The organism is Nonomuraea sp. PA05, assembly GCF_008086045.1.
GTDB lineage: Bacteria > Actinomycetota > Actinomycetes > Streptosporangiales > Streptosporangiaceae > Nonomuraea > Nonomuraea monospora.
This window is the reverse complement of record NZ_VSEY01000108.1, coordinates 1-899: the sequence shown is the minus strand read 5'-3', so window position 1 is coordinate 899 and position 899 is coordinate 1. Positions and strand designations below refer to the sequence as shown.

At 73.2% G+C, this 899-nt stretch carries 1 protein-coding gene; it reads right to left on the bottom strand.

The features are described 5' to 3' along the window. Positions 1-899, bottom strand: an 899-nt coding sequence (locus FXF51_RS60230; protein WP_148443838.1) for an HAD-IC family P-type ATPase, incomplete at both ends; no start/stop codon positions are given.

Below are 899 nucleotides of genomic sequence, written 5' to 3'. Positions count from 1 at the left end.
CCCGCCACCGCCGCGGTGAACGCCGCCCCCACCCCCCCCCCGCTACCGAGCCAGAACCCCAGCGTGCCCACCGCCAGCACGATCACCACCGGCACGAACACCCCGGAAATACGATCCGCCAGCCGCTGCACCCGCGCCTTCCCCGTCTGCGCCTCCTCCACCAGCCGCGCCATCTGCGCCAACTGCGTGTCCGCGCCCACCCGGCCGGCCCGCACCACCAACCGGCCGCCCGCATTCACCGTCGCCCCGGCCACCGCATCCCCCGGCCGCACCTCCACCGGCACCGACTCCCCGGTCAGCAACGAGGCATCCACCGCCGAGGACCCCTCCACCACCACCCCATCAGTGGCGATCTTCTCCCCCGGCCGCACCACGAACCGATCCCCCACGCCGAGCCGATCCACCGGCACCCGCCGCCCATCGGCCAGCTCCACCTCCCGCGCACCCAGCTCCATCAACGCCCGCAACGCCGCCCCCGCCCGCCGCTTGGACCGCGCCTCGAAATACCGGCCGGCCAGCAGGAACGCGGTCACCGCCGCCGCCGTCTCCAGATAGATGTTGCCCGCCCCGTCCCCGCGCTCGATGCTCAACACGAACGGATGCCTCATCCCGGCCACCCCCGCGCTGCCGAAGAACAACGCCCACACCGACCAGCCCAGCGCGGCCAGCGTGCCCACCGAGATCAGCGTGTCCATGGTCGCCGCGCCATGCCGCAGATTCGTCCACGCCGCCCGATGAAACGGCCAGCCCGCATACACCACCACCGGCGCCGCCAGCGTCAGCGACAACCACTGCCAGTGCACGAACTGCAACGCCGGCACCATCGCCATCGCCACCACCGGCACCGCCAGCACCACCGCCACCACCAGCCGCCGCCGCAACCCATCGACCGGCTCCTC